Genomic DNA, 19,019 nt, shown 5'->3' on the forward strand with positions numbered 1-19,019 from the left:
TCACTCCTTCACGCGGATGATGATGTTGAGATATTTGTCGACCTCGGCGCTGGCGCCGGGCGGTACGACAGTGGTGGCATCGACCTGCTCGATGATCGCGGGGCCTTGAAAGGAGAAGCCGCAGGGCAGGTCGTCGCGCCGATAGACGGGTGTATCGAGCCCGCTGCCCTCGAACCAGACCCTGCGGCGGCTGACCGGCTCGGGGCTAGCGCCGGTCGGCGCGTGAACGGCAAACTCGGCCTTGGGCACCACCCCCACTGCCTTCAGATTGAGACGGAAGAAGCTGACCGGTGCGCTGTCGCGGCGGAAATTGTATTCGCGCTGATGCTCGGCATGAAAGCTCTGCACCAGATCGGCGATCGCGCCGATCGGCCGCGGCGCATTGACGGCAAGCGAACGCCACTGGCCGCGATACATCATGTCGATCGAGCGCTGCAGCACGATGTCCCGCTGCGCGACGCCCTCATGGGTCAACCGCGCGAGCGCGGCTTTCTCGAGCTCGGCGAACTGCGCCTCGATCCCGGTGGCGTCGGCATCGGTGGCGTCGACCATGCAGCTTTGCGAAAAATCGTGCTGCATGTCGACGAGCAGGCAACCGAGCGCCGAGGTCACGCCGGGATTGGGCGGTACGATCACGACGGGAATCGCCAGCTCGCGAGCGACGTCGACCCCATGCAGGGCACCGGCGCCGCCGAATGCCACCAGCGCAAAATCGCGCGGATCGTAGCCGCGACTGATCGAGATCAGCCGCACCGCATCCGACATGTTGGCATTGGCGACCTTGACGATTGCATCTGCGGCTTCATGCAGGCCGAGGCCGAACGGCTTGGCGACGCTGCCCTCGACCGCTTGCCGTGCCAGCTCGGGATCGAGCTTGACCTTGCCGCCGGCGAGATCGGTGCCAAGCCGGCCGAGCGTCACATTGGCATCGGTGTTGGTCGGTTGCGCATTGCCGTTGCCATAGCAGGCCGGTCCCGGATAGGCGCCGGCCGATTGCGGGCCGTTGCGCAGCGAGCCGGCCGGATCGGTCCAGGCCAGCGAGCCGCCGCCGGCACCGATGGTGAGCACCTCGATCGATGCGAAGCGGATCGGATAGCCGAACTCGATGTGCCAGTCCTTGGTGATCCGCGACTGGCCCTCATAGGCCAGCGAAACGTCGGTCGACGTGCCGCCCATGTCGAGGCCGATCGAATTGGGGAAACCGCAAAGACCGGCGATATGGCGGCTGGCGATGGCGCCGGCGGCGATGCCGGAGCCGGCAAGGCGCGCCGCAAAATCCTTCACGCTCGCCGGAGTCATCACGCCGCCGCCGGTGTGCAGCAGCAGAAGATCGCGGGTGTAGCCCTCGTCCGAGAGGCGTTCGCCGAGCCGGCTCGTGTAGTTGACGACGACCGGGCTCACCACGGCATTGGCGACCGTCGTCGAGAATCGCTCGTGCTCGAAGATTTCGGGAAGCACCTGCGAGGAGATCGAGACCGGAATGTCGGGCATCTCGACCAGCAGAATATCGCGCATCGCGCGCTCATTGGCGCCGTTGAGATAGGCGTTCATGAAGCACACCGCCACTGCGGCGACGCCGCGACGCTTGAGGATGCGTGCGACGCTGCGCGCGGCTTCGACGTCGAGCGGTTCGATCACCGTGCCGGCAGCATCGACGCGCTCGGGCACGGTGAGGCGGTCGCGCCGTGGCACATAGGGCCGGACCACGTCCTTGTAGGTGTCCCAGAGGTCTTCCTTGTTGGCACGCCGGATCTCGATGACGTCGCGGAACCCCTTGGTCGTGACCACCGCGGTGCGCGGCAGGCGGCGGGTGATCAGCGCGTTGGTGGCAATCGTGGTGCCGTGCGAGAACAACGCCACTTTCGACAGGTCGATGCCGGCCTTGGATACGCCGCCCATGATCCCTTCGATCGGATCGCGCGTGGAGGAGGTCTTCTCGATGCGCACGAGTCCGGTCGTCTCGTCCATGATGCAGATGTCGGTGAAGGTGCCACCGACGTCGACGGCCACACGAAGGTTCTGCGCCATGCCTCTTCCTTTCGAACGAGCGTTTCGCCGATCTTAGGCAGAGCGGCGGCTTCCGTTCTTGACGCTGAGCGCAGGAAGATTTGTGCGAGAGAGCGAACCGTGCCGGTGCCCATACATGCCCAGACCGGCGGCTGTGTGCCTAAGAATCGATCAGCAGGCCAGTCTTCAGGAGTTGGCTGTGCGCGAAATGGCGCGCGCCTCGCTCGGGGTGCATCCGAACCGGCTGCGATAGTTGCGGCTGAACTGCGCCTGGTCGGCAAAGCCCCATTGATAGGCGATTTCCGAAATGCTCTTGCGGCAGTTCGCATCGCGCAGCAGGGCGTCGCACATTGAAAGGCGCTGGTTGCGGATGTAGGCGCAGACGGTCAGACCTTCGCCCTCGAAGATCTGGTGCAAATAGCGCAGCGAGATGCCGCAGCCGTCGGCGATCATCTGCGGCGTGAGCCGCATATCGTCGAGGCGGGCGCGGATTAACTGCTCGCAACGCAGCAAATGGCCGTTGCGCACGGAGGACGAATGACCGGTCAACACACGGTCGTCGGATTCAATGGCCATCGCAAGCAGCTCGATCAGGTGCTTGCCCATCATCGTGCGCGCCGTCTCGTCCATTTCCTCGATCCGTTCACCGGACAGGCGCAGCGTGTCGACGAACAGCGCGCCGACGCTGCGGCTGGCGTCGAACTGCAGCGTGGCGAGGCGCTCGGGCCGGGAAATGCGAGCGCGCAGCACCGCGCTTGGGATCTTCAGACACCACAGCGCCGTCGGATCCTGATGGCTGAACTCGTAGGGTAGGTGGCTACGTTCGATCAGAAATGCGCCCGGCCGGCAATGCACCACCTTGCCGTCCTGCTCGAAACGGATTTCGGCGAGCTCGGGCACCGTGATCAGGAATGACTCTTCCCGCTCGCTCAGGAGATGCCGCTCGTGCCGCTTGTACAGCAGGCCGTTGGCAATGTTGCGGGACACCGAGACAGGGCCCATCGACCAGGCGCCGAGGCGCGCATTGAAGTCGCGCGTGCTCGGGAAGCGCAGGTCGAGCGAGTAATAGGTCTTCGAAACGACCTCCTGCCAGTACTGGCGGCGGGTCTGCAACGGGATGTCGTTGGTCGTGTACGTGACTTGCATGTCTCACTCCCGCCGCCGGCTGTGCCTCCGGTCGTCGTGTCCCCGGATAAAGTTTGGCGAGGACAGCCGGACGGCGTCAAGTCGAATAAAACGGAAACTGATATTCTAGATTTCGATGGCCTCTTCGGCCTGGTGCCGGTGATCGACGTGGACGGGGGGCCTGGCCGGCCCGACGCCGGCAACCGCAAAGCGCATGAAATCGCGGAAAGCCATGGCAGCCTCCGATGGCTTGGTGTCGCGACGCCAGGCAAGACCGATGTCCATGCTGGGCACCTCGTCCTCGATGACGCGGGTCTCGATCCGCTGCCCCTCCAGCGACCACGGCCGGTAGATCAGGTCGGACAGAATGGCGATTCCCATGCCGCCGGCGACCATGGAGCGGACGGCTTCGACCGAGGAGGTGCGGAACACCGTCTTCGGTTCGAGTGAGGCGTTGTTCCAATAGCGCATCGACGTGTGCTTGGCCTCGTCGACCGTGAGCATGACGTAGGGATAGGTCGCGATGTCAGCGAGGTGGACCCGCTCGGCACGGGTCAGGGGATGCTCGGGCGCAAGCCACAGCCGGCGCGGCGATCGCAGCAAGGTCTCGCTGGTGAGCATGGCGTTGTCGCGCAGGTTCGAGACCAGCATCACCGCGAGGTCGAGCGCACCATCGACGAGTGCGCGCTCGAGCACGTCGCGCGGCGCCTCGAACAGCTCGATCGTGATTCCGGGGAAACTCGCCTTGAAGCGCATCTGATGACGCGGCAGGAAGTAGCCCGACACGGTGTAGGTGACGCCGACGCGGACCGTCCCGAACAGAGGGCCGGCGGACATCTGCGTGTCGCGCACCGCCTCGGCGACGGCGGCGAGGATTTGACGGCCCTGGGAGAGGAAGCGGCTGCCCTCCATGGTGACGGTTACGCCGTTCGGCGCGCGCTCCAGCAAGCGGGCGCAGACGGTGGCCTCGAGCTGCTGGATCGCCGCGGTGACCGCGGATTGCGAGACGTTGAGATCGATGGCCGCCTGGCTGATCCGCCCGGTCTCGGCGGCGGCGACGAAGTAGCGGATCTGTTTCAGAGAAACGGACATCGCGGTTGTTCCGATGTTTGCATAACTCATGAGCAGTGTTTCTCAGCCCGGAGGTTTCCGCTGCAACTCTCGTGCCGCCCGGAGGACAGCACGCCGTGGTACCGACCTCAGATGTGCGAGCGCGCAACCGACAGCCACAGGTTTAGGCTTGACCATGCGCGATTGCGTCGGCGCCGACGGCCGAGGTCCGTTAGCAGATGCGGCGAGCTCCTGGCGATTACGCCATGGCGCTGCGAAGCTTGCCCAGCAGCTCGGTCCGGCTCTTGCGTGCCGCAAGCGCCTGATTCATGTCGACCTTGACGAACTTCACCGGCGTGTTGGGCTGCAGCTGGCCGATCAGATCCATGTCCGCGGCGATCACGGTGCCGACCATGAAGTAGCCGCCGCCGGATACGGCGTCGCGATGCAGCACGATCGGCTCGGTGCCGCCGGGAACCTGGATCGAGCCGTAGGGATAGCAGGCATCGGTGATGTTGGACGGATCGGAGCCGGCGCCGAACGGCGGTTCGCGCGGAACGAACTCGAGCGGCTTGCCACCCTTGAAGCGGTAGCCGATCCGGTCCGCTTCCGGCGCGACCTTCCAGGTGTCGGAGAAGAACCCGTTGCCGGCGGCCTCGGTGATCCGGTGCCAATAGAGGCCGGGCATGGCGCGCAGCTCCGTCGGCATTCCCGCCGGGTGCCCGCGCAAATCGCTGGCGACGGTGCGGCCGTCCTTGACCGTCACGCTGGCGTGGCCGACCGGCAATTCGTCGCCGGCCTCGAGCTTGCGGCCCTTGAAGCCGCCGAGCGCGCCGAGTGCGTAGGTCGATCGCGAGCCGAGCACCACCGGCACATCGATGCCACCGGCGACCGCGATGTAGCCGCGTGCGCCTCGCTTGAGGAAGTCGAAGGAGAGAATCTGGCCGCGCTTCACCTTGAAGCTGGTCCAGGTCTCGCGCGGCTCGCCGTCGAGCTTCGGCGGCAGCTCCGCGCCGGTGACGGCGACCGTGGCGTCCTCGGTGAATTCGAGCTCGGGCCCCATGAACACCGCTTCGAGCACGGCTGCGCCTGCATCATTGCCGACGAGCAGATTTGCGGCGACCAGCGCGTGACGGTCCATGCCGCCGGAGAGCGGGATGCCGATGTGATAATAGCCGGGACGTCCGAGGTCCTGGACGGTGGTCGCAAGACCCGGCTTCAAAACCCTAACGGCCATGGAGAACTCCATCGAGCTTGCTGTTGTAGCCATCAATGTCGCGGTTGAACTCGGTCAGCGAGAACGAGACGTCGCGGATCACGGGCGCAAATCGGCCGGCGTCGACGTCGGCGACCGCAGCGTCATAGGCTGCCCGGTCGATCGGTTTCCATTTCACGATGTCGCCCGGTTTGAACAGGCACATGAAGTCGCGCAAATAGCTGATGGTCTGGTTCGGATCATAGATCGGCATCGGCGTGATGCCGAACATCTGATAGCCGCCGGCGCCGCGCACCGAATAGATGCAGCTGAAACAGCCGCCATGCCCGACGGTGAGCTTCGGCGTGTCCGTGCGCGGGCGCAGATATTTCGGGGCCTGAAGCTGCCGCTTGCGCTCGACCATCTGGTAGAGGAAGGGCAGGCCGGCGACGAAGCCGACCATCGAGACGAACCAGGGCGCGCTGGAATGCGCCTTGATGAAGGCATCGACGCTGTCGAGGCCGTTGATCCGCGCGGCGTATTCGAGGTCGGTGCCATCAGGATTCTGGTGACGCTCGCGGAAGCGCATCAAGGTCTCATGGGTCCAGGGATCGTTGTAGAGCACGGGAATCTCGATGATCCGCGTCTTGATCACCGGTTCCGATTTCTCGGACGCGGAATCCAGCCGCTTCAGCTCGGCGAGGAGATCGTCCGGCTTGATCCGATCCGGATCGAACTTGACCTGATAGGACGCGTTCGCCGGGCAGATCTCGGTGACGCCCTTGACTCTGGCGTCGCGCACCGCATTGGTGATGAACAGGCTCTTGAAAAAGGCCTCGAGCGACATTGCCTCGCCGACCTCGGCGAAAATGTGCTCATCGCCGCCGAAGGAAAATCGAGTTTGCATGCTAGCGGCCTCCTGTTGCTGACGGGGCGGATTCTCTTGCCATCATGAGGCGACCTTCGCAGCTGATGGCGGCTGAGCGGTGGCAAGAGCGGCGGCATGGGACTCAAGCCATGGTTCGAGCCATGCCGTATGGAAGCGTCCGGCCTTCACGTCGGCGTCGCGCGCCAGCGCCTGGTGCAGAGGCTTGGTCGTAAAGATGCCTCCGACGGTGAGCTCGGCAAGCGCGCGCTCGAGCTTCTTCATGGCGCTCGGCCGATCCTTGTCGTGCACGATCAGCTTGCCGAGCAGGCTGTCGTAGAAGGGAGGCACCGTGTAGCCCTGATAGAGCATGCTGTCGAAGCGAACGCCGTCGCCGACGGGCAGGCTGAGCGCGCTCACCGTGCCCGGGTTCGGCAGGAAGTTTCTGGCGGGATCCTCGGCGTTGATCCGGACCTCGATCGAATGGCCGCTGACGCGCATCTCGTTCTGGCTGATGCGCAAGCGTTCGCCGCCGGCGATCTGGATCATCTCGCGGACGAGGTCGATGCCCGTGATCATTTCCGTGACCGGGTGCTCGACCTGGATGCGGGTGTTCATCTCCAGGAAGTAGAATTCGCCGGTGGCGTCGTCGTAGAGATATTCGAGCGTTCCGGCGCCGCGATAGTTGACCGCTCTGGCGAGTGCCACGGCCGAGCTGCAGAGTCTCTCCCGCACGGCCTGGGTGAGGGAGGGCGAGGGGGCTTCTTCCCACACCTTCTGGCGGCGGCGCTGCAACGAGCATTCGCGTTCGAAGCAATGGATCACGTCGCGTCCGTCGCCGAGCACCTGCACCTCGATATGCCGCGCGCCTTCGATCAGCTTTTCGACGTAAAGTCCGCCGTCGCCAAAGGCCGCGAGCGCCTCGGCTTGTGCCTGCGGCATCAGGTGTTGAAACTCCTCAGGCGACCGCGCGATGCGGATGCCGCGTCCGCCACCTCCGGCGGCGGCCTTGATCATCACGGGGAAGCCGGTTTTCTCGACCAGCGCGAAGGCCGCTTCCGCCGACTCCAGCCGCCCCTGGCTGCCGGGGACGGTCGGCACGCCGGTCGCGGCGGCGGCCTCGCGTGCCGCAACCTTGTCGCCCATCAGCCGGATCGATCGCGCGGTCGGGCCGACAAAGATCAATCCCGCCGCTTCGACAGCGGCGGCGAACTCGGCGTTCTCGGCCAGGAAGCCGTAGCCGGGATGGATGGCGTCGGCGCCAGTGCTCCGCGCCGCGGCGAGGATGGCCGCCTGGTTGAGATAGGATTTCGACGCCTGCGGCGGGCCGATATCGACCGCTTCGTCGGCGAGCCTGACCGCAAGCGAGTCCTGATCGGCCTTGCTGTAGACCTGCACGGTTGCAATGCCGAGATCGCGCGCCGCGCGAATGATGCGCACCGCGATCTCGCCGCGATTGGCTATGAGGAGCTTCTTGATCGCCATGGCTGGTCAGAGAGCCCTAAACGTCGATTTCGGCGATCGGCTGGCCGGCCATCACGGCATCTTCATTCTCGGCCAGGAAGCGGACGATCTTGCCGGCGATGCCGGCTTTCACTTCGTTGAACGATTTCATCACCTCGATAAGCCCGATCGTGTCGCTCTCGGCGACGGCGTCGCCGTCGTTCTTGTAGACCGGCTTGTCGGGCGCGGGCTTGCGATAAAAGATGCCTGGGAGCGGCGAGAAGATCTGCTGCGTTGCCATTGTTTCCTCGTGGTGTATTGGTTCGTTGCCGCGACGGTTCAGCGCGCGGTGAGATAGGGGCGTACCGCCTCGCGGACGGCCTCGGCGATGGCGACGGCGTTCGGCGTGTCGGAGTGGATGCAGATCGAATCGGAGCCGACCACGATGTCGTTTCCCGCCACCGTGCGCGTCTTGCCTTCATTGACCGCCCTTGCGCACCTTGTGGCGGCGTCGGCCGGATCCTTCGCCTCGTGCTCGCGGGTGATGATCAGGCTGCCGTCGGCATTGTAGTCGAGGTCGGCATAGTATTCGGCGACGAAGGCATGACCGCGCCGCTCGTAGACCTTCTGGTGCAGCGTTCCCTTCATGCCGAGCAGCGGCACCTTGTAGACGTCAGCGGCATCAGCCACGGCTTCGGCGATCTCCTCGCTACGCGATGCCATGCCGTAAAGTGCGCCGTGCGGCTTGATGTGATTGAGTGCCATGCCTTCGGCATCCAGGAAGGCCTTGAGCGCGCCGATCTGGTAGAGCAGGCAATTGGCCAGCTCCTCGCGGTCGATCTTCATCTCCCGGCGACCAAATCCCTGCAGATCGGGCAGCGACGGGTGCGCCCCGACCTTGACGCCAAATTGCTTGGCGAGCTGCACGGTCTTGCGCATGTGATTGAAGTCGGAGGCATGAAAGCCGCAGGCGACGTTCGCGACGTCGATATGAGGCATCAATGCCTTGTCGTCGCCCATCTTGTAGAGGCCGTAGGCCTCGCCCATGTCGCAGTTGATCACGACCATCTCCTGATTTCCTTCCAACTGGCTTTGCATATGACCGGCGAAGGCCGCCCCGGCGTATGACTGGCGCACCCAGGGCGGCGCATTGCCGGGTTACTTGGACACCAGATAGTCGAGCGGGATCTTTTCCGAGATCGTCCACTGATCGATCACCTGCGGCTTGCCGGCCTCAGTGTCGACGATCAGGTAACGACCCTGGTTCTGGTGGTGGATGTCCTTGGTGAAGGTGCGCGGCCCGAACAGCGTGGGCTCGCTGTTCATCTTTTCGAGCTCGGCCACGACGGCTGCCGCATCGGTCGATTTGGCGCGTTCGACCGCCTTGGCCCAGACGTCGATCAGGACGTAGCCCGGATAGACGTACTGGCTGGAGGGGTCACCGCCGGTGATCTCCTTGTACTTCTTGTTGAACTCGTTGACCTTTGGGTTCGGATCGTCGCCATAGACCGAGCCCTGCACCGGGACGTAGAAGTTCGAGAGGTCAGGAACTGCGTTCATCCAGTAGCTGCCGTCGACACCCGACCCGTTGAGGATCATCGACTTGATGCCGGCGGCACGGATCTGCTTGATGGCGGAGACAGCGCCCGGCATCATCGTGCAGAGCATGATGGCGTCAGGCTCCTTCGGCAGGCTCTTGATGCGCGTGATCTGCGAGGCGATCGAGGCATCGTCGTTCTTGAAGGTGTCGCTGCCGACCAGCTTGGCCTCCTTCAGGCGCGGCAGCATCCAGTCGAAGCCGTCGCAGATGCCCTTGTTGTAGACGGTCCAGCTGTCGAGCAGCCGGTAGAAGCTGCGTGCGTTCTTCTTGGTGTAAGCCCATTCCGACATGGTCGCTCCCTGCACCGGTGCCAGCACCGAGGCCGAGAACGAGAACGGGCCGACGCCGGGGATGCCGGCCTTGATCGATTCGGCGCAGAGGAAGAAGGAAACCTTGCCTGCAGCCTGCGCCTGCAGCGCCGCGGGCGCGCCGAAATCGTAGTCGCAGGAGACGATGACGAGGTCGGCACCCTGGTCGAGCACCGCAAGGCCGGCCTTGGCACCCTCGGCCTGATCGGTCTTGGTGTCGGCAAAGACGGGCTTGATCTTCTTGCCGAGCAGGCCGCCGGCCTTGTTGATCTCCTCGATGCGGATCAGCGCCGCGTCCTGCGCCGGCTTGTCATAGGCCTGCATGAATCCGGATGCCGCGGTCGCAAATCCAACAACGATCTCGTTGGCTGCCCGGGCCGGTGTGAACCAGAGCGCGGATGCTCCGGCCAAGATGCTGAGTAATGTCGTAAAGCGCATAACCCCACTCCTCCAATTGTACAAACGAGCGTCAGTGCAGTTCCTTCAGAGCGGTCTGGACCGGTGGCGCCAGGCGGCGCTGCAACGGCCATCGACGCCAGCAGAATTCCTGGTTGCGGGTCAGTCCCGTCGGCAAATACATCAGGATCGCGATGGTGATGATGCCGATCGCGATCTCCTGAACACCGTTCGGCAGGCCGACGGTGTGACCGCCGAGGCTGATGCCCTTCTCGAGATTGCGGAACAGCTCGATCAGCACGGATATCGCGACCACGCCGGAGACGGCTCCGCTGAGGCTGTACATGCCGCCGACCACCAGCATCGACAGCGTGATGAACGTCGTCCGCAGATAGAATGCGCCGGGATTGACGATGCTCAGGAAGTGCGCGTACAGCGCGCCGGCGAGCCCGATGATGAAGGCGCTGACGACGAAGGCGATCAGCCGTTCGCGGACGATATCGATGCCGGAGGCGCTGGCCGCGACCGCTTCGTCTCGCGTGGCGCGAAGTGCCAGTCCGGAGCGCGAGATCGAGTAGAGATAGGCGATCGCGATGGCCACGGCGCCGCCGATCCATCCGGTCCAGACATTCATGGTGGGCGGAATGCCGACGATCGAACCCTGTCCGCCCGTCACCGAATCCCAGTTCGAATAGACATTGTTGATGACGCCGAGCAGGCCGAAGGTCGCAATCGAGGCGGCGATGCCCGACAGGCGCATGATGACGCGGCCGACGATCAGCGCGAACAGTGCCGCAAACAGGCCGGATATCGGCGTCGCCACCCACATCGGCAGTTGCGCGTGGAGCAGCCACGCCGGCAACCCCTTGAGCGTGATCGACTTCATCACCGGCGGAATCGTGAGCCAGGCGGTCATGTAGGCGCCGAGGCACATGAAGCTGATATGGCCGAACGACAGCAGGCCCGAATTGCCGACGAAGACGTAGAGCCCGACCACCACCATGATGTTGATGAACATCTCGACCACGGTGCGGTTGAAGGCCCGGCTGCCGAATTGATAGGAGAGGGCGGCCATGATGAGCAGCGCCACGATCAGCACGATCGGCGTGATGATCGTTTGCCGGATGACGGACGGCCGCTGCGACATCGATCAGACCCTCTGCTTGGCGGATTTCGGTGCGAACAGGCCCTGCGGCCGCACCAGAAGGACGACGATGACGGCGCTGTAGACGAAGGCGTCGCGGAATACCCTGGCGTCGTGTGGCAGGGTCGCCTGGAACACGACGCTGGCCGCACCGATCAGGAAGCCGGCGGCAACGGCGCCGGGAATGCTGCCGAGGCCGCCGATCACGGTCGCGATGAACGCGATCAGCATCACGTTGGCGCCCATGCCGATGTCGGCGGTGCCGGAATTGGTCGCCAGGATCAGGCCGATCGCCGCCGCAAGCATGCCGCTGATGGCGAAGGCCAGCAGGATCACGCCGTTGGCGCGGACCCCGAGCATGCGCGCCATGGTGAAATTGTCGGCGGCCGCGCGCATCTCGAGCCCGTAGCGCGTGCGCTTGAGGAACAGGACGAGGACCACCAGCACGGCCAGCGTGATGATGATGGTCACGACCTGGAGCATCGGGATGTGAGCGCCCAGCAGTTCGACCGGCAGGCCGAGGCTCGACCACAGCGTGATCGACTTCGGCCGGCTGGAAAACAGCATCAGCAGGAGATGCCGGATCACGAAGCCGAGCGCGAAGGAAGCGATCATCATCGTCGCCGGATTGGCATTGCGGAAGCGGCGGAACACGACGATCTCCGACAGGATCGACAGCGCGGCTCCGATCAAGAGCAGCAGCGGGATCAACAGATAGAACGGCAGCTGCCCGGCAAAGACGATCGCCGCCGCATCGATCGACGGCCACAGCATGGCAAAGACGCAAAACGCGATGAAATCGCCGTGGGCGAAGTTGACGAGCCGCATCACGCCGAAGATCAGAGCGATGCCGAGCGCACCAAGGGCGTAGAGGCTGCCGAGGCTGAGGGCATCGAAGATGATCTGCAGCAGCTCGCGCATCTCAATGATCTCCGAAGCCGAAATAGGACTGCTTCAGACGATCATCCCTGACCATGTCGGCCGCAGGGCCCTCGAGCACGATGCGACCGCCGCGGATCAGGACCATCCGTCCGCCCGTCATCATGGCGCGTGTCGAGCTCTGCTCGACGATCAGGAGGGTGAGCTTGCGCTGCGTCCGCAGCCGCACCAGGATCTCGTAGACCTGGTCGATGATCTTTGGCGCAAGGCCTAGCGACGGCTCGTCGATCGCCATGATGCGGGGCGCGGCCATCAAGGCGCGGCCGATGACGAGCATCTGCTGCTGGCCGCCGGAGAGCATGCCCGCCGGGGTGTGGCGGCGCTCGGCCAGCATCGGGAATTCCTCGTAGACCTGATCCAGATCGTCGGCGATCTTCTTGCGGTCGGCGCGCATGCCGGTTCCGACCTTCAGATTCTCCTCGATCGTCAGCGCGCCAAAGACATTGCGTCCCTCCGGAACCAGGGAGAATCCACGCCGCGCGATGTCTTCGGGCGCGGCACCCGTGATCTTGGCGCCATCGATCATGATGGACCCGGAGCCCGGTGGCACGACGCCTGCGATGGCGTTGAGCAAGGTCGACTTGCCGGCGCCGTTCGGGCCGGTCACGAACAGGATTTCGCCTTTATCGATCTTCAGCGTCAGGCCGCGGAGAGCCGTCAGGCGCCCGTAGCTGACCGTGATGTCGTCGACGGCAAGCAGCGTCATGACGCGACGGCCTCTTCGGCGGCGACCGGCGGAAGCGGCTCGTCGCGCTGCGTACCCATATAGGCGTGCCGCACCGCATCGCTGTCACGGATCTGAGCGGGCGGGCCGACTTCGATGACCTCGCCGGAATCGAGCACGTAGATGCGCTCGCAGAGCTCGAGCACGAGGCCGATATTGTGCTCGATCAGCAGCACCCCGACATTGAGCTCGCCGGCGATCCGCCGGATGATGGCGGCAAGCTCGTGGCTTTCATGCTCCGACATTCCAGCCGCCGGTTCGTCGAGCAGCAGATAGCGCGGTGTGCACATGATGGCGCGGCCGATCGCGACGCGGCGCTCGTCGGTATAGGGCAGGGCGCCGGCGATCGTGTTGGACAGATGCGAAATGCCGAGCCAGGCCATGACGCGCTCGGCTTCACCGATCGCCTCCGGACGGGATTGGCCCAGGCCGACGCCGGTGACCTCAAGGTTGTCCATCACCGGCAGGTCGCGGAAAAGCCGGCCCGACTGGAAGGTTCGCGCTACGCCTTTGCGGCGCAGCTTGTGCGCTGCAATGCCACTCAGCGTCTCGTCCTCCAGTTCCACGGTTCCGGCGCCAACCGGCTGGAAACCCGTGAGCACATTAATAAGAGTGGTCTTGCCGGCTCCATTCGGACCGATCAGTCCGACGATACGTCCCCGCGGTACGGCCAAGGTCACGTTGGACAGTGCCTTCAGGCCTTCGAATTGGACGCTGATATCGCGAGCGACCAACTCGAAACCATCGGACATGACCTCAATGCCTCTCACTCGCGAACCGATGGATTGATTTTTCCGGTCCGCCGGGGGATTGTAAAATTCGAAATATCGTTCGCTGATATCGGAAATTTTTATGTCTCTGACGTTCCGTCAGGTTCGGCATTTCATTGCAACCGCCGAGACCGGGCGCGTTTCGGCCGCTGCGGCGGCGCTCAGCGTGACGCAGTCTGCGGTCACCGCGTCCATCAAGGCGCTCGAGGCCGAGCTCGGCCACAAGCTGTTCGACCGTCACTCGAACGGCGTGACGCTGACCTTTGACGGACGGGAGTTCTTGCAGCGTGCCCGCGCCATCGAGGCCAGCGTGTCGGATGCCATACGCGGGCCGCATCGCTGGGGAATGCAGGTCGACGGCACCGTCGATGTCGCCGTCAGCTACACCATCGCCGGATATTTCCTGCCGCCCTTGTTGTCGCGCTTCTGGCGATCATTCCCGGGCATCACGGTGCGTCTCCACGAGTTTTCGCGTGACGCGATCGAGCAGAGCTTGATCAGTGGTAGCGTCGATGCGGCCATCATGCTGGTTGCGAACTTGCATGACCGGCACTCCATTCGCTCGCGGCTCTTGTTGCGCTCGCCGCGTCGCTTGTGGACTTGCGTCAATCATCCGCTGCTTCGCAAGGACAGCATCAAGCTGGCGGACCTGGCGAGCGAGCCCTATCTGATGTTGACCGTCGATGAAGCCGAACGCTCCGCGATGCGTTACTGGCAGCATACCGCGTACGTGCCGAACGTCATCTTCCGGACCCTGTCGGTCGAGGCGGTTCGCAGCATGGTCGCAACCGGCATGGGAATTACAATCCTGTCCGACATGGTCTACCGTCCTTGGTCGCTCGAAGGACATCGCATCGATCTCAAGACGCTCGATGACGATGTCCACACCATGGATGTCGGGCTTGCCTGGAAGGACAAGACGAAGCTTTCTCCGGCGGCTCGCGCGTTCTGCGAGTTCGTTGCTCATTCCTATCCCGGATCCGAGCCGGTCCAATTTGAATAGCGAACTTGCCCTGCCAAGGACAGGCTTGAGCGTCTGCCTCAGCGTCTTTCCTTGGCCGGTGCCTGGTTAAACCGGTCCATGATGGATTGGATCGATGGTTGCCGACACGTGTCTTTGCCCCAACGTCGAACAAGGCAAAGGCAGCGCAGGACGTCAGGAGGTACCTGTAGGCTTGGACATCGCCGAAAGCGCGCGTCTCAGGGCAGTGGCGGCGACAACGCCTGCGCAACAGCCGGCGCCTTTGACGAATATGTCTTTCATGTAGCCATGCCTGCCGGCGAGCAGCTTTTGAATGAGTTCGAAGCCGACAATGACGGTGAGAAGCGCCAGCAGGATTGGCAGGACGTGCTTCGGATAGGCGAACGAAAAGACGGCACCGACAACGAACAGCGCGGCAAAGCGATCGGCGTTTGGCGATATCAAGGTGTGGGGACGAAATGCCAGCGTTGTATCGGTGACGATGAAGAGGCCCAGGATCAAACCCCAAGCCAAATATCGGAATACGGTTTGGGGCATTTCTGATCTCAACGGGCCATGTTGGGCGCGGCATTGAGCGGTGCGCCGCCAACCGAAACGGGACCCGACGGCCTGGCGGCCCGGGGCGGCGGCTTTCTCGGCTGCGGGGCGGGCGGCGCGATCGGGGCGCGCGGCACCTCGGCCGCAACAGGTGGCGGCGGCGCTACCGGCGGGGGCAGGTGCTGTAACTCTTCGACCTTCGAGGTCAGGACCGCCAACTGGTCGGTAATGGCCTTCAACTGCGCCTGCCCGTCGGCTACCGACCGATCGAGTGCGGCGAGGTCTTCCTCGAGCTTCTGCTGGGCCGCGAGGAGAGTTGGCAACGCCTCCTTGTCGCTCGTCGTCATCGCTCCGCCGGACGATTCGTGGCTTATGGCGGGAACCAACGCCGCGACTTCGGGCCAAGCGTAGACGCCGCCGGCGCCGACAAGGGCGAGGACGACGATCAGAAGCAGCCACGGCCAGCGGCGGCGACCGGCGGGCAGGGGGCTTTTCGGCGCATGGCCATGCCACGCCTGATCGGAATCGTTGTCCATCAATGCTTCCTAGGCGCCTCTGGCATTCGTTGCAATCGATACGGAGTTCGACCATGTTACCGGGTAATGCTTCATTTGCCCGTTCCCCGCTCAGCGCCTACCCGTACTTCCCAGCTCCTCGAAGAACTCGTCGCGCGAGCACCTGACGGCCCCGTCGACCTCGAATGGCTCCTCAGCCATCTGGACAGGCGCTCGTTCGGGCTGCTCCTGCTGTTGCTGGGGCTGCTCGTGATTGTCCCTGGCGTGGCCACGGTTGCGACGCTGGCCCTCCTGTTTCCGGCGGTCGAGATGATGTTGGGGCACAGTGCTCCATCTTTTCCCCGCTTCCTGTCGAAGCGGCCGTTCGACTTCAAGCGATTCAAGCGGTTCACCGTCAGGGCGGGTCCGCTGCTGCGCGCGATCGAGAACATCAGCCGGCCGCGCTGGAACGCGCGCCATGACGTGACTGACCGCCTTGTGGGGTTGGTCGTGTTCCTGCTGGGTCTGTTGGCGGGCTGGCCCCTGCCTCTGGTCAACGTCATTCCCGGGATTGTGGTCGTTCTGATCGCGATCGCTTACCTGCAGGAAGATGGTCTGCTGTTGGCCGTGGCAATGGCGGCCGCGGTGATGTCCTTGCTTGGCCTTGGATGGACGCTCTGGACGTCGGCCGCGGCCGTAATCAGCTGGATCGCGGTCTGAAATACCGCGGCAAGCCGCCGGATAGATGCGCTGCAGGACCGTTGAAGTTTAAGACATTGGTTATCACTTTGCTTTCATTTTCACCGCCTCATTCAACAAAGAGGCACCATGTCTGACATCACCATTCCCGGCGGAAAAATTCGTTCCTTCATCGAGCGGATCGAGAATCTGGACGCTGAACTGCAGGAACTGAACGAGCAGAAGAAGGAAGTGTTTTCGGAAGCCAAGGGTGAGGGTTTCGACGTGAAGATCCTCAAGGAGATCGTCAAACTGCGAAAGCAGGATCAGGATGAGCGCGACGAGCGCGAATCCCTGCTCGATCTCTACATGCGCGCGATGGAAACGGCACCGGCGGACAAGGCTGCTGCGAAAGCGGCGTGAGAAGCCCGGTGCGTTCCCCGCGATCGAGATCCGGGGGCGCGCGATCTCTCGGCGGACGAACTTCCCAAGCTCGTCCGCCTCCGTCCCATCAACCATTCGCGCGGCGCTGGTCGCACCTTCCGCCTGTAATTGCGTCTTCCGATCGGATCGGAGTAGCGCTCGATCAGGGTTGATGCGGCGATGCGCAGCGGAGCGCTGGAACCGGCAATCCAAGGTTATCGCGACGCTTTAGCGCCCCGCACCGTTTCGACCATGGTTCGAAAGGTGATCGAGTATCTGGGGGCCTCGACCGGCGGAATGCTGTGCTCCCATATCTGCCGTGCATCGCCGGCCATCAGGTAGAGCGATCGGGGCGCCGCATCGAGCGTGAACCGCTCCCATCCGTTTTCCGTCCGACGACGAAAGCGGAACTTGCATGCGGATCCCAGGGACAGTCCAAAGATCCGGTCGAAATGCGGCTTGTCGCGGTGCCAGCCGATGCCGACGCCGCGATCATACTCGGTGCACAGGATCTGCCCGATCTCGGTCGACGCGCCGCCGAAAGTCTGGATCGCGGCGACGATGCCGTTTAACCAGGACGGGATCGGTTCGGCACATTCCAGTCGGCGCGATGCATAGTCGTACCGGTAACCGAACGAAGCCACGCGGCGCTTGCCTTCGAACTGTCCGAACTGGAACGGGGCAAGCGGAAGTGCCCGGATGTGGCGGATGAGTTCGCCCTCGGCCGCTTTGGAGATGAAATCCGGCGCGTAGTGCAGACCCGCCGGTCCCGCGGCAGGCGCATCGAACATCGACAATTGTTCGGACAATCGGGTGCCGTCAGTGTTTGCGAAGCTGTCACGAATATGGGCGCGCCGAGACAGAATTTGAACCGGCGGTCAGGTCGCCCGGGCTTCCACCTGGCGCGGCTTCGATGGGCGGAAGACGGCGTCAACGCTCGGTCCCGGCATCCTCTATCGCCGCGATCTTCAGGCCTTGGCCGGGAAGCGATTGCCGCAACGTCGTCGGCTCCGTCCGGTCGCCGCGGCTGGATCGCGCTGTGAGGACCAGTCGACCTTAGGGACGGGCTCCTCAGGCCAAATGTATCCAATATCGCAATTTCGGCTTCAGAAAGGCCGATCGAACTTGGAAAACGCGCTTCAATTGCGGTCACTCGCCGATGCATATATCAACGGAATACAAAATGTTATGAGGGATTCAGGCGCGAATATATCCTTGGGTCAAGCCAGTTGCTGTCCGAATCCTGGATACGGACATTGACTTCTGGATACATTCTGTTCAATTTCCGCCCACAATAAAATCAATCCTGGGAGAACCCGGTGACCGGCAATTCGGGCGCGCGCGGGGCGAAATTGACGCAAACGACGGCCGTGCTGGTGATGTGCGCGGTCCTGATCGTCATTTTTTCGATCTTCCTGAAGGGCTTCCTGACGCTGGGCAATCTGTTCGCGCTGGCGCGCAACATTTCGATACTCGGCATTCTCGCGCTCGGCATGGCGGTGGTCGTGATTGGGCGTGGACTGGATCTGTCGCAAGTCGCCTCCTTTGCCGCTTCCACCGCGATCGCGATCATCCTGATGAATTCGGGCTACGCGACGCCGGTCGCGCTGCTGATCGGCTTCGTGATGGCGATCGCCATCGGCATCCTGAACGGGTTTCTGATCTCGGTGATCGAGATGCCGCCGTTGCTGACGACGCTGGCGTCGAGCCTTGCGGTGCTGGGAATCGTACGCACCACAGCGGTGCAGCACTATGTCGTCTATCTTTCCAAGGGGCATGACGAATTCCTGCGGCTCGGCGGAAACATCTGGGGCGGCGTTCCGATCTCGATCCTGATCTTCGCGGCCACCGCGGTCGTCGTGCATCTTTTCCTGTCGCGCACCGTAATCGGGCGCTTCGTCTATGCCCATGGCGACAATCCCGACGCCGCGCGTCAGACCGGTCTGCCGACCCGCCCGCTGACCATGATCGAGTACGCGCTGTGCGCCGCGATCGGGTATGTCGGCGGTGTCGTGATGGTCGCGCAGACGGCGCTGATGCATCTCCAGGTCGCGGAATCGACGATCATTTTCGACGTCATCATGGTCGTGGTGCTCGGCGGCGTCAGCCTCGTCGGCGGCCGTGGCAACGTGATGAGCGTCATCGCCGGAACGCTGCTGATCGGCGTGCTGCTGAACGGCATGACCATCATGGACATGGACGTGCAGACCCAGAACATCGTCAAGGGAGTCGTGCTGCTGATCGCGATCCTGCTCGATTCCCGGCTGCATCCGCGCGACGAGGAGACGTCGAAGCAGGGCGATTAAAGCTCTGCATCAACCAACGGGCCGCAACAGTCG

20 protein-coding genes are annotated in these 19,019 nt (G+C 63.5%); 4 read left to right on the plus strand and 16 right to left on the minus strand.

Annotated elements, in window-relative coordinates; genetic code table 11:
* The 13 genes from XI02_RS17790 to XI02_RS17850 all read right to left on the minus strand — a co-directional run bounded on the left by XI02_RS17790 (nucleotide 1) and on the right by XI02_RS17850 (nucleotide 13,548).
* Complete coding sequence (locus XI02_RS17790; RefSeq protein WP_018270945.1) at nucleotides 1-2,028, minus strand: hydantoinase/oxoprolinase family protein; 2,028 nt, start codon at nucleotides 2,026-2,028, stop codon at nucleotides 1-3.
* A gap of 165 nt (nucleotides 2,029-2,193) precedes the next feature.
* The gene (locus XI02_RS17795) at nucleotides 2,194-3,153 is read right to left on the minus strand and encodes a helix-turn-helix domain-containing protein (RefSeq protein ID WP_041482633.1); all 960 of its coding nucleotides are present in this window, start codon (nucleotides 3,151-3,153) and stop codon (nucleotides 2,194-2,196) included.
* 105 nt (nucleotides 3,154-3,258) lie between these two features.
* Nucleotides 3,259-4,224, minus strand: a complete 966-nt coding sequence (locus tag XI02_RS17800) for a LysR family transcriptional regulator (protein WP_018270947.1) — start codon at nucleotides 4,222-4,224, stop codon at nucleotides 3,259-3,261.
* A 217-nt stretch (nucleotides 4,225-4,441) separates the two neighbouring features.
* Nucleotides 4,442-5,419, minus strand: coding sequence for a biotin-dependent carboxyltransferase family protein (locus tag XI02_RS17805; protein WP_016846050.1), 978 nt, complete (start codon nucleotides 5,417-5,419; stop codon nucleotides 4,442-4,444).
* Entirely contained in the window at nucleotides 5,409-6,284 is an 876-nt protein-coding gene (locus XI02_RS17810; RefSeq protein WP_018270949.1) for an allophanate hydrolase subunit 1, read from the minus strand. Before XI02_RS17810 ends, XI02_RS17805 begins: the two co-directional genes overlap by 11 nt.
* 42 nt (nucleotides 6,285-6,326) lie before the next feature.
* Nucleotides 6,327-7,727, minus strand: coding sequence for an acetyl-CoA carboxylase biotin carboxylase subunit (locus XI02_RS17815; protein ID WP_018270950.1), 1,401 nt, complete (start codon nucleotides 7,725-7,727; stop codon nucleotides 6,327-6,329).
* 16 nt (nucleotides 7,728-7,743) lie between these two features.
* On the minus strand, nucleotides 7,744-7,986 hold the full coding sequence (locus XI02_RS17820; RefSeq protein ID WP_018270951.1) for an acetyl-CoA carboxylase: 243 nt from the start codon (nucleotides 7,984-7,986) through the stop codon (nucleotides 7,744-7,746).
* A gap of 38 nt (nucleotides 7,987-8,024) precedes the next feature.
* Nucleotides 8,025-8,753: a 5-oxoprolinase subunit PxpA gene (pxpA, locus tag XI02_RS17825; protein ID WP_018270952.1), complete on the minus strand. Its 729-nt coding sequence runs from the start codon at nucleotides 8,751-8,753 to the stop codon at nucleotides 8,025-8,027.
* A 90-nt stretch (nucleotides 8,754-8,843) separates the two neighbouring features.
* A complete protein-coding gene (locus XI02_RS17830; RefSeq protein WP_026192587.1) occupies nucleotides 8,844-10,031 on the minus strand; it encodes an ABC transporter substrate-binding protein in 1,188 nt (395 codons plus the stop codon).
* A 31-nt stretch (nucleotides 10,032-10,062) separates the two neighbouring features.
* Nucleotides 10,063-11,136 (minus strand): branched-chain amino acid ABC transporter permease, encoded by a 1,074-nt coding sequence (locus tag XI02_RS17835; protein ID WP_018270954.1) that lies wholly within the window; start codon nucleotides 11,134-11,136, stop codon nucleotides 10,063-10,065.
* A 3-nt stretch (nucleotides 11,137-11,139) separates the two neighbouring features.
* Nucleotides 11,140-12,054 (minus strand): branched-chain amino acid ABC transporter permease, encoded by a 915-nt coding sequence (locus tag XI02_RS17840; protein ID WP_018270955.1) that lies wholly within the window; start codon nucleotides 12,052-12,054, stop codon nucleotides 11,140-11,142.
* Between the two features lies 1 nt (nucleotide 12,055).
* Complete coding sequence (locus tag XI02_RS17845; protein ID WP_016846058.1) at nucleotides 12,056-12,778, minus strand: ABC transporter ATP-binding protein; 723 nt, start codon at nucleotides 12,776-12,778, stop codon at nucleotides 12,056-12,058.
* Nucleotides 12,775-13,548 (minus strand): ABC transporter ATP-binding protein, encoded by a 774-nt coding sequence (locus XI02_RS17850; RefSeq protein WP_018270956.1) that lies wholly within the window; start codon nucleotides 13,546-13,548, stop codon nucleotides 12,775-12,777. Before XI02_RS17850 ends, XI02_RS17845 begins: the two co-directional genes overlap by 4 nt.
* A gap of 100 nt (nucleotides 13,549-13,648) precedes the next feature.
* Here XI02_RS17850 and XI02_RS17855 point away from each other — a divergent pair, with 100 nt between their 5' ends.
* A complete protein-coding gene (locus XI02_RS17855) occupies nucleotides 13,649-14,569 on the plus strand; it encodes a LysR substrate-binding domain-containing protein (protein WP_018270957.1) in 921 nt (306 codons plus the stop codon).
* 153 nt (nucleotides 14,570-14,722) lie between these two features.
* Here the strand turns inward: XI02_RS17855 and XI02_RS17860 are convergent, their stop codons facing one another.
* Nucleotides 14,723-15,085 (minus strand): hypothetical protein, encoded by a 363-nt coding sequence (locus XI02_RS17860; protein WP_063710722.1) that lies wholly within the window; start codon nucleotides 15,083-15,085, stop codon nucleotides 14,723-14,725.
* An 8-nt stretch (nucleotides 15,086-15,093) separates the two neighbouring features.
* Nucleotides 15,094-15,621 (minus strand): hypothetical protein, encoded by a 528-nt coding sequence (locus XI02_RS17865; RefSeq protein WP_018270959.1) that lies wholly within the window; start codon nucleotides 15,619-15,621, stop codon nucleotides 15,094-15,096.
* A gap of 66 nt (nucleotides 15,622-15,687) precedes the next feature.
* Here XI02_RS17865 and XI02_RS17870 point away from each other — a divergent pair, with 66 nt between their 5' ends.
* Together XI02_RS17870 and XI02_RS17875 are read left to right on the plus strand one after the other, a co-directional pair.
* Nucleotides 15,688-16,299 carry an exopolysaccharide biosynthesis protein gene (locus tag XI02_RS17870; RefSeq protein ID WP_018270960.1) on the plus strand — a complete coding sequence of 204 codons (612 nt, stop codon included), beginning with the start codon at nucleotides 15,688-15,690 and terminating at the stop codon, nucleotides 16,297-16,299.
* 108 nt (nucleotides 16,300-16,407) lie between these two features.
* Nucleotides 16,408-16,680, plus strand: a complete 273-nt coding sequence (locus tag XI02_RS17875; protein ID WP_016842183.1) for a DUF2312 domain-containing protein — start codon at nucleotides 16,408-16,410, stop codon at nucleotides 16,678-16,680.
* 215 nt (nucleotides 16,681-16,895) lie between these two features.
* Here XI02_RS17875 and XI02_RS17880 read toward each other — a convergent pair whose 3' ends face one another.
* Entirely contained in the window at nucleotides 16,896-17,471 is a 576-nt protein-coding gene (locus tag XI02_RS17880) for an alpha-ketoglutarate-dependent dioxygenase AlkB (protein WP_018270961.1), read from the minus strand.
* Between the two features lie 528 nt (nucleotides 17,472-17,999).
* Between XI02_RS17880 and XI02_RS17885 the strand changes: the two genes are divergently transcribed.
* Nucleotides 18,000-18,986 carry an ABC transporter permease gene (locus XI02_RS17885; protein WP_016842185.1) on the plus strand — a complete coding sequence of 329 codons (987 nt, stop codon included), beginning with the start codon at nucleotides 18,000-18,002 and terminating at the stop codon, nucleotides 18,984-18,986.
* The last annotated feature ends 33 nt before the right edge of the window (nucleotides 18,987-19,019 follow it).

The organism is Bradyrhizobium sp. CCBAU 21365 (assembly GCF_015291305.1).
Lineage (GTDB): Bacteria > Pseudomonadota > Alphaproteobacteria > Rhizobiales > Xanthobacteraceae > Bradyrhizobium > Bradyrhizobium elkanii.